General features: G+C 60.9%; 7 protein-coding genes, 1 tRNA gene and 1 rRNA gene. All 9 read right to left on the reverse strand.

Going from position 1 to position 10,044, the window contains the following annotated elements; translation table 11 throughout:
- Positions 1-19: 19 nt before the first annotated feature.
- Positions 20-991 carry a bile acid:sodium symporter family protein gene (locus AB5Y50_RS16995; protein WP_319883065.1) on the reverse strand — a complete coding sequence of 324 codons (972 nt, stop codon included), beginning with the start codon at positions 989-991 and terminating at the stop codon, positions 20-22.
- A 272-nt stretch (positions 992-1,263) separates the two neighbouring features.
- Positions 1,264-2,709: an amino acid permease gene (locus tag AB5Y50_RS17000; RefSeq protein WP_319883064.1), complete on the reverse strand. Its 1,446-nt coding sequence runs from the start codon at positions 2,707-2,709 to the stop codon at positions 1,264-1,266.
- A gap of 166 nt (positions 2,710-2,875) precedes the next feature.
- On the reverse strand, positions 2,876-3,214 hold the full coding sequence (locus tag AB5Y50_RS17005; protein ID WP_043153594.1) for a tRNA-binding protein: 339 nt from the start codon (positions 3,212-3,214) through the stop codon (positions 2,876-2,878).
- A gap of 62 nt (positions 3,215-3,276) precedes the next feature.
- Positions 3,277-4,722 carry an amino acid permease gene (locus tag AB5Y50_RS17010; protein WP_319883063.1) on the reverse strand — a complete coding sequence of 482 codons (1,446 nt, stop codon included), beginning with the start codon at positions 4,720-4,722 and terminating at the stop codon, positions 3,277-3,279.
- A gap of 102 nt (positions 4,723-4,824) precedes the next feature.
- Complete coding sequence (locus AB5Y50_RS17015; RefSeq protein ID WP_069784192.1) at positions 4,825-5,280, reverse strand: beta-galactosidase subunit beta; 456 nt, start codon at positions 5,278-5,280, stop codon at positions 4,825-4,827.
- Complete coding sequence (gene ebgA, locus AB5Y50_RS17020) at positions 5,277-8,363, reverse strand: beta-galactosidase subunit alpha (RefSeq protein ID WP_069784193.1); 3,087 nt, start codon at positions 8,361-8,363, stop codon at positions 5,277-5,279. Before ebgA ends, AB5Y50_RS17015 begins: the two co-directional genes overlap by 4 nt.
- Positions 8,364-8,684: 321 nt before the next feature.
- A complete protein-coding gene (gene ebgR / locus AB5Y50_RS17025) occupies positions 8,685-9,650 on the reverse strand; it encodes a transcriptional regulator EbgR (RefSeq protein WP_041214116.1) in 966 nt (321 codons plus the stop codon).
- A gap of 164 nt (positions 9,651-9,814) precedes the next feature.
- Positions 9,815-9,929: ribosomal RNA gene (rrf, locus tag AB5Y50_RS17030) — 5S ribosomal RNA — on the reverse strand.
- A 22-nt stretch (positions 9,930-9,951) separates the two neighbouring features.
- A tRNA-Thr gene (locus AB5Y50_RS17035) sits at positions 9,952-10,027 on the reverse strand.
- Between the last annotated feature and the right edge of the window lie 17 nt (positions 10,028-10,044).

The following is a 10,044-nucleotide window of genomic DNA, read 5'->3' on the forward strand; positions in this document are numbered from 1 at the left end:
TCTTCTTTATCCGGACCGCTTACCCCTCCTGTACCTGGGGCAGGGCCTCCTGCTCGCGGTAGCGGCGGGCCAGCACGGCGCACACCATCAGCTGGATCTGGTGGAAGATCATCAGGGGCAGCACCATGACACCGACGCTGGCGGCGGGGAACATGACGTTGGCCATGGGCACCCCGTTGGCCAGGCTCTTCTTGGAGCCGCAGAAGACGATGGTGATCTCGTCCGCCCTGTTGAAGCCGAGGCGACGGCTGATCCAGACGTTCCACCCCAGCACCAGCGCCAGCAGCACGCAGCTCAGCAGCACGATGCTGGCGAGATCGTACCAGCCGACCTGGTGCCAGATCCCCTGCACCACCGCCTCGCTGAAGGCCACATAGACCACCAGCAGGATGGAGCTCTGATCCAGCTTGCCGATGAGTGGCCGGTGGCTGTCAACCCAGCCACCGATGAGGGGGCGTGACAGGTGCCCCACCACGAAGGGCAGCATCAGCTGCACCATGATGGCCTGAATGGAGTGCCAGGTATCGACCCCCTCCCCCTGCACATTGATCATCAGCCCCACCAGCACCGGCGAGAGGAAGATGCCGAGGATGCTGGAGGCCGAGGCGCTGCACACCGCCGCCGACACATTGCCGCCCGCCATGGAGGTGAAGGCGATGGCCGACTGCACGGTGGCGGGCAGGGCGCACAGATACAAGAAACCGAGATAGATGGCCGGGCTCAGCCACTGGGGCACCAGCGGCGTGAGCAAGAGCCCCAACAGCGGGAAGAGCAGGAAGGTGCTCGCCATCACCACCAGGTGCAGCCGCCAGTGGCCGAGGCCCGCCATCAGGTTCTGGCGCGACAGCTTGGCACCGTGCATGAAGAAGAGCAGCGCCACCGCCAGCTTGGTCAGCAGACCGAACCAGACGGCCACCTGCCCCTCGCAGGGGAAGAAGGAGGCCAGGGCCACCACGGCAATCAGCACAGAGGTAAAAGGATCCAGACGCACGGAGAGTCTCCAGAGAAAGCGCGTCCCGCACGGGATGGGGACGACAGGGCACGGGGAAGGCGTCATCAGGCGACGACCCCGGATACGAAGGGACAAGCTTACCCCGAACACCCTGTGGTGCAAAGTTGAGCGGCAGCCTCATTTGTTTCATTTTGTTAAACGATAACGCGCATTCTCACAGCAAAACTAAACGATTTTGCCCCTCCGGCCCCGGATCCGGCCAACAAAAACGGGCGACCCTGGTCGCCCGCCTCCTGTTTGCCACATGCCGATCAGCGCTGGCTGGCCAGGGTGTCGCTGCCCGCTTTCTTCTCGTTGCCACCTGACTTGCGGGCCTGACGCTTCTCGAAGCGGGAGATCCACCAGTAGGCCAGCGCCGAGAAGACCGCGGTCATGAAGACATTGATGAAGAAGGCGCGCACCAGATCCACCCCGCTCGGGAAGGCGGAGGCGCTCATGCTCACCACGAAGATGGCGATCAGCACCGACACCACCCCCATCCCGAAGGTGCGCGACCCCATGCGGAACTCGCGGGGGGTGTCGTCATGTTTCCAGCGGAACACGAAGTAGGCCACCATGATGAAGATCGGCGGCAACATGGCGGTACCGGCGGTGAGGTTGATGGCGGTGTTCATCATCTGCTGCACCGACTCGGAGCCGAAGCCGTTGACCACCAGCATCGCGAACACGAAGACAAACTGCCACCAGGCGGCACGCACCGGCACGCCGTGCTCGTTGAGCTGGGTGGTCTTCTCGCCGTAAACCCCCTGCGGGATCTCGGAGAAGTGGATCTTCACCGGCGCCGAGGTCCACATCATCATGGAGCCGAACATGGCGATAAACAGCACCACGCCGACGAAGCGGCCCACCAGCGCTTCCGACAGCTGGAAGTACTGGGCCATGCCGGTGAAGATCTCCACCATGCCGCCGGCGTAGGTGAGGCTCTCGCGCGGCACGAACACGTTCACCAGCAGGGAACCGAGGGCATACATGGCACCGATGACGATACCGGCGCTGATGATCACCTTGATGAAGGACTTCTGACCCCCCTTCACGTCATTGAGGTAGGCCGCCGCCGTCTCGGCACCGCCCGCCGCCTGGAAGATCCAGCACATGATGCCCAGCGTCGCCCAGTTGACGGTGGGTGTCATCGCCGCCAGGGTGATGGGCTGGGCCGGCACATGATCGCCACTCAGAGCCATCAGGGCGCCCAGCACATAGATGGCGAACAGGGCAAATACCCCGTAGGCCACGATCTCGGCAATCTTGCCGAGCCAGCTCGCCCCCTTGGTGGAGATGTGGGTCGCCGCCGCAAACAGCACGATGGAGATGACCGAGGTGACCATGGGCGAGAAGCTGTACTCATAGCCCAGCATGGCGTAGGAGGCGTAGGCGATGACGTTGGGCAGCAGGGAGACGAACCAGAACAGATTCACGAACCAGTAGAGAAACGAGCCCAGATAGGCCATCCGGGTGCCGAGCGGCTTTTTCAGCCAGTCGTACATCCCCGACTCGGAGTTTTTATTGGCCGAGACGAACTCGGCGATGATGAAGACGAACGGGATGAAGTAGACGATGGTCGCCAGCAGGAAGATGGGGGCGGAGCTGAGCCCCAGCTCGATGTTGTTGTTGACGATGTTGCGCACGTTGAACACGGCGGCAAAGGTCATCGACAACAGGGCAAACTTGCCTATGGTGCCGCGTACGGATTCAGACATGGTGTCCTCCAGTGGACTTGCGCTCCTTGCGGGTAACGCTGTGACTCTGTGATGTGTTCGGCAAGGGTCTGTCGGCCCCGCGCGTTACTCTCTTGTTATGATCGGCCCGCGTGGACGACCTCGTTGGTGAACCGGTGCCGTCTCCCGCACCGGCTCGCAATCCCGTTCAGACGATCGGGGTGCCCGGCGCCATCGGCACCCGCGGCTGCAACAGCACGCTCTGGCGCTCGTCCGGGGTCTCGGCGCAGAGCAACATGCACTCGGAGCGCTCGCCGCGCATCCTGGTGGGTTTCAAGTTGGTCAGTACCACCACCTCGCTGCCCATCAGCTCCTCTTCGCTGTAGTAAGGCACCAGACTGGTGACGGTCTGCAGCGGCCGCTCGCCACCCACGTCGATCTGGACGATGTAGAGTTTGTCGGCACCGGGGTGACGCACCACCTCCAGCACCTTGCCCACCTTCATCTCGACCCGTTTGAATTCGGCAAACTCGATCGTCTCGCTCATGCACTTTTCCTTTTCTGGTTCAACGGTTTGCGGGTGGCCAACGGCCACCCGGTTTGATGGGGTCATGACGGCTGGATGACGACCTGCGCCGCTGGCTCGGCCTCTTTCGCGCGCGCCTCGGCGCTGAGGGAGGCCTCGTATCGGTTGTATTTCCACCAGGCGAAGCCGAGGAAAATCACGATCCCGCCGACGTTGTAGAAGACGATGGTCATGATGTCGGCGCCGGTCGGGAAGGTGGAGGCGAGGAAGCCCACCGAGAAGATGGCGATCAGCACCGACACCACGGCGATGCCGGTGGTGCGCGACCCCATCTTGAACTCCCGTGGCAGGTGGTCGAGCTTCAGGCGCAGATTGAGGTAGGCCAGCATGATGAACAGCGGCGGCAGCATGGAAGCGGCAGCGGTCATGTTGATGACGGTGTTCATCAGATCCTGCGCTGTGTTGGAGCCCAGGGTCGGGATCACCATCAGCGGCAGCACGATGAGGTACTGGATCCAGGCTGCACGGGCGGGCACGCCGTTCTCGTTCAGCTCGACGGTTTTCTTGCCGAAGATGCCGGCCGGGATCTCGGAGAAGAAGATCTTCACCGGGGTCGCGGTCCACATCAGCAGGGAGCCGAACATGGCGGTGAAGGAGACCAGACCCACGAAGCGGTTCATCAGGATCTCCGGCAGGCCGAAGTAAGCCGCCAGCCCCTCGAACACCTGCACCGAGCCGCCGGTGTATTTCAGGGTGTCGCTGTGGACGAACACGTTGATCAACAGCGATGCGATGGAGTAGAGCACCCCGATAAAGATCCCGGCGATGATGATCACCTTGACGAAGGATTTGGAGCCGCCTTTCACGTCATTGACGTAGACCGCCACCGACTCGGCGCCACCAGCCGCCATAAAGATCCAGGTAGTGATGCCGAGGAAGGCCCAGCTGAAATCGGGGACCATGGCCTCGACCGTGATGGGGTCAGCCGGTTGCACGCCGCCCACCAGTGCCGCACCCGCCAGCAGAATGTAGGAGAGGGTCAGCAGCAGCATCAGGGACGAGGTCACCGAGGTGATGGGGCCGAGCATCTTGGCGCCGTTGGTGGAGACATAGGTGGCAAAGGCGAACAGCACCATGCTCAACGCCGTGGTCGCCACCGGGGTGAGAATGTACTCGTAGCCGAGGAAGGCATAGGAGGCGTAGGCGATGACCCGCGGCAGCAGCGAGGTGAAGAAGAAGAGGTTCACGAACCAGTAGGTGTAGGCGGAGATAAAGGCCCAGCGACCGCCGAGGGAGCTCTTCACCCAGGCATACACCCCCGCTTCGGAGTTCTTATTCAGTGACACGAACTCCGCAATGATCAGGCAGAACGGAATGAAGTAGAAAATGGTGGCCAGAAAGAACATCGGGGCCGAGGCCAGACCGATTTCGATGTTGTTGTTGATGACGTTGTTGAAGCTGAATACCGCCGCGAAGGTGAGCGACAGCAGACCAAACTTGCCTATCGTATTGCGTTTGGAATCAGACATGGTGCATCTCCAGACCTGTAGTTATCTCAGCGAAAGGGCGGGGCATGATGTGTAGGGTGAGCCCCGCCCTTTCGGCTTTGTCAGTGCAGAACCGGCGACTTGTTATTTGTTCTTGAAGTAGCCGCCTTCGACGGTGACCTTGATGATCACCTTGCGCACCGGCCCGTCGCCGACGAACCGGTAAGCCTCGTCGTTCTCGAAGATCACCACCTGACCGTTGCCCACCTGCTGGCGCTCACGCACCTCACCGGCCAGCCACTCGCGGTCTGTGGTGTCGTCATAAGCCTGCTCGACCGCCAGCTCCGACTTGGCAGCCCACTCCACCGTCTCTGCTCCTTCCAGGTAGTAGTGGACGTCGAAGTAGCGGCGCTGCCCCTCGAACAGTGAGGTGGCCGGGCTGGCCCCCTCCTGCAAGCGGTAGGTGAGGGAGTCACCGATGGAGTGGCAGATGCCGGGTTTGAGGTTTGGCAGGTTGTTGATGGCCTCCACGCAGCGGCCCCACTTCTTGCCTTCCCGGTAGATGTTTTTGAACAGGGTCAGGTTGTCCAGGGTGATCATGCGAGGTTCCTCCCGCCGTTGATGGTGAGATCGAGCCCGGCCAGCGCAGCCGGATTGAGGTTGCCACGGGCGATGGGCAGCAGGGTCAGGCCGAAGCTGAACGGCTCGAAGCGCACCCGCCAGGAGTCCAGCACCTCGGAGCCCCAGGAGTTGGAGCCGAGCCCCAGTACCTTGTGATCCAGATTGAGGGTGAGATAACCACTCGGCTCCAGCTCATTGATGTGCTGCGCCGCGTGGATATGCTCCCAGCTGTAGGGCCAGACGCTCAGGTTGATGGGGGCATCGGGTCGCACGTAGAGACCGGCGCCGTGACGGTTGGTCAGGGTCGCCCAGCGCACCTGCTGGCGGTTGCCGTTATCCTGCGGGAAGGGGTAGTGCTCCCACATCTCGCCGACTGTGCTCTGGAAGCTGTCGATCCAGTTGCTCTGGCGGCTGTCCTGATAGTTCTCGCCCGGCCCCATACCGTAGTAGTGCACCCGGTCGAGATCCTGGCGAATACCCAGCTCGAAGCCGATCTTGGGAATGATGTCGTCATAACCGCCGTAGGGCTGACCGGACAGCGCCACATGCAGCTGGCCGTTCGGGCTCAGGGTGTAGACGTAGCGGCAGCGCATGCCGAAGTCGAACACCGGCGGCGCGATCAGACTCTCGACCGTCACCTCGACCGCGTCACCCAGCTGACGCCAGCTTAAGCCACGGAAGTGCTCCTGCATGATCTGCAGGTGGTTCGGGTGCCACAGGCTCTCGTACTCCTGCTTGTGGTTGTCGATCATCGGCTTGAAGAAGGTGAGGCGCGGCGAGCGCTCGATGAGCTCGATACCATCCTGCTGCCAGCTCACCAGCTTGCCGTCGAGGCGCGAGAAGCGCAGGGCAAAGCCGCTACCGCTCAAGGTCAGCGCGAGGCGCTCATCAGCGATATCCAACGGAGTAGCGTTGGGATTGGCAAAGGGCTGCAGCTGGCGAGTCGACTCTTTCAGCTGGAACTGGTACTGACCCAGTTCATGCTCCGCCGCGCTGTAGCGGGTCGCACTGGCCTTGATGACCCGCAGCTGGACGAAGGTTTCCCGCCCATCGAGGAATGGCAGTTCGAGCTGCAACTCGGTGGTGGCACCGGGGGCCACCCCTTCCAACCGGATTTGCTGGCTGGCCAGCAGCTCGCCTTCGGCCTTTACCTCGACCACCAGGCGGATGTCGTCAAGATTGGAGAACCAGTAGCGGTTTTCCAGCTCAAGCCGGCCACTCGCCAGATCCAGTGCCCGCACCTTGACCGGGCAGATCACCTGCTTGTATTCGCGCAGGCCCGGCCCCGGGGTCTGATCCGGATAGATGAGGCCATCCATGCAGAAGTTGTAGTTGTTGGGGTAGTCGCCGTAGTCGCCGCCGTACTTGTAGACCGGGCGCCCCTGCTCGTCCTGATCCAGAATGCCGTGATCGCACCACTCCCAGATGTAGTGGCCCTGAATGTGGGGATGGCGGTCAAACACCTGCTGGTATTCGCTGAGGCCACCCGGGCCGTTGCCCATGGCGTGGGCGTATTCGCAGAGGATGCGCGGCTTCGCCATCGGGAACTCGCCGAAGCAGTTCATCTGGGAGACGCGGGAATACATGGTGCTCACCACATCCACCACCTCGGCATCGCGATCCTCTTCGTAGTGCACCAGCCGGGTCGGGTCGATCCCCTTGCAGCGCTGGTACATGGCTCTGATGTTGCAGCCGTAGCCGGATTCGTTGCCGAGCGACCAGATGATGATGGAGGGGTGGTTCTTCTGGGCGTGCACGTGGCGCTCGATGCGATCCACAAACACCGGCTCCCAGAAGGGGTCGTCGGTGATGCGGCTGAGATCGCCGACGTTGGCAAAACCGTGGGTCTCCACGTCGGTCTCCGCCATCACGAACAGACCGTACTGGTCGCACAGCTCGTAGAAACGCGGGTCGTTCGGGTAGTGGGCGGTGCGCACCGAGTTGAGGTTGTGCTGCTTCATCAGCACGATATCGCGTTCAACACGATCCATGCCGACCGCGCGGCTCTTGAGGTGGTCGTTGTCGTGGCGGTTCACCCCGTGCAGCTTGAGGTAGTGGCCGTTGACATGGAAGAGGCCATCCTTGACGGTGATTTCACGCACCCCGACCCGCTGCGGGACCACTTCCAGCAGCTCGCCCTGACCGTTGTAGAGGGAGAGTTGCAGCTGGTAGAGGTACGGGTCTTCGGCGCTCCACAGATGGGGGTTGGCCAGATCCAGCGTGAAGCGGCAATCACACTTGCCATCGATGGCGAGATGGTCGAGCGAGCCGCTGGCGATCTCGCAGCCCTGATCCAGCAGCGACCAGACCAGACGGTGATCACGGGCAGGCGCACCCAGATTTTCCAACTGGATATCGCAGCTCAGGGTGGCGCTCTGGCCGGCAATCTGATTGCCATCCGCCAGCGCGGTGCGGATGAAGAAGTCCTGCACATGGGCGGCCGGTTTGCCCACCAGATAGACGTCGCGGAAGATCCCCGCCATCCACCACATGTCCTGATCTTCGATATAGGTGGAGTCCGCCCACTGCATCACCCGCACCGACAGCAGGTTCTCGCCGATGTTGGCGTAGGCGCTGATATCGAACTCAGCGGTGAGGCGGCTCCCCTTGCTGAAGCCGACGTAGTGGCCGTTCACATAGACCTCGAAGTAGGTCTCCACCCCGTCAAACTTGATGATCACCTGCTCACCATCCCAGGCCGGGCTCAGCGTGAAGCTGCGCTGATAGGCGCCGGTGGGGTTGTTGGTCGGCACGAAGGGCACGTCGATGGGGAAGGGAAAACCTTCGTCGGTGTACTGCAGCTGACCATGTCCTTCCATCTGCCACATGTTGGGCACGGTGATCTGGCCCCACTCGCTCATGGGGCTGTGATAGAAGGCCTCCGGCACCTGCAGGGGGTGGTCGAAGTAGTGGAACTGCCACTGGCCGCTCAGGCTCAGAAAACGGCGGCTCAGCTCGCGCTGCATGGTGGCCGCCAGCGCGTGGTCGGCATAAGAGAAGAAGTAGGCACGCGGAGCCAGCCTGTTTTCACCAACGAATTGGACGTTTTCCCAGTTATTCACATGTCCTCCCGGAACAAGGCAACGTTAACTGGGTAAACTCTAGATAAACATTTACTAAATATCAGTTTTAGATCGGTAAAGTTTTAACCTGATCACAGTGAGTGGATGGTTTTGTGAGCGAGATCAGAAGCGGGAGACAAAGGAGGGCAAGGTATAGATGAGTGGCATGGATGTTGATAGCAGTAGGCTGAACTGTAATGAAATTAATTATAAAACAATATGATATGAGTTTACTGGAAGAGATGGGAAAGAGATTTGCTTGGGAGATGTGTTGCGCCACCGCAAGATGGCGCGACTAAAAATAGAAATGTTTTACTAAAGTTACCGTGTAGTACCACGCAGGGTCAACTTGCTCGGTACCAGCACCCGCAGCGGGATATCCCGCTCGTCACGCAGCCGTTCAACCAGCAGATTGACCCCCTGGGATCCCATCAACTCGGAGTGGATCCGCACCGTGGAGAGCGGCGGGAAGGTGAACTTGGCGGTCGGAATATCGTTGACGCTGATAAGCTCGATCTGCTGGGGAATCGCCAGTCCCTTCTCGTGAATGGCACGCAGCACGCCGATGGCGATGGAGTCGGAGGCCACGAACAGCGCCCTGGGCCAATCCCCTGCCAGCATCTCCTTCGCCAGCTTGTAGCCGGAAGCGCTGGAGAAGTCTCCGCGATAGAGGTCGCTCTCCTGCACCACCCCAAGCCGCTGGCCATAATCGCGAAAGGCGAGTTCCCGCAGATCCGGGCCATCATCCTGGCCACCGATATAGCCGATGCGCTGATGGCCCTCGGCGATGAAGAAGTCCACTACCTGCTGGCTGATCAGCGCCAGATCCACGTCAATCGAGTCAAAATCGCCCTGAGAGCGGCAATCCACGAACACCAGCTGGGCAGACAGGCCGCGCAGCACGGCCAGCCGTTCTTCCGGCAGATGGCCGATGACCAGGATGCCATCGACGGCAGAGAGCTCACGCCCCTCGGCACCGTTGTAACAGTGGGCCAGCTCGATGTTGAGGCGGGTGCACTGGGTCTCGATGCCGTAGCGGATGGCGAGGTAATAGGGATCGTTGACCTCGGTGCTCTGGGGATAGGCGTAGACAGCCAGGAGCTGCAGCTTGCTCTTGTGCACCCCTTTGCGGGCGCTGCTGGTCTTGTACTCCAGCCGCTCGGCAATCTCGAAGATCTTCTGCCTGGTCTCGTCCTTGACGCTCAGGCTGGGATCCTCGTTCAGCACACGGGATACGGTAGCAAGCGATACCCCCGCCTCCTGTGCAATTTCCTTCAACGTAGCCATCAATACCTCGCAGGCAGCATCACGTGTTCATCGGGCAACGGCTAAAGAGTAACGAGCAATCCCTTGATAGCCCAGCATTTTTACTGAAATAGAAGCAGGGAATTGAAGCGAGGGGACAGAAATGCAAAAAGGCCTCCCGCATGGGAGGCCTCTTCTGAATAGGTGCCTGACAGTGTCCTACTCTCGCATGGCGAATGCCACACTACCATCGGCGCTACCGCGTTTCACTTCTGAGTTCGGCATGGGATCAGGTGGTTCCACGGCGCTATTGCCGTCAGGCAAAAGCTGTACTGCTTGAAAATGGTGCTGATACCCAGAATCGAACTGGGGACCTCATCCTTACCAAGGATGCGCTCTACCGACTGAGCCATATCAGCACACTAACCGGTAAAGA

It is taken from the genome of Aeromonas sp. s6 (genome assembly GCF_040907815.1).
Lineage (GTDB): Bacteria > Pseudomonadota > Gammaproteobacteria > Enterobacterales > Aeromonadaceae > Aeromonas > Aeromonas caviae.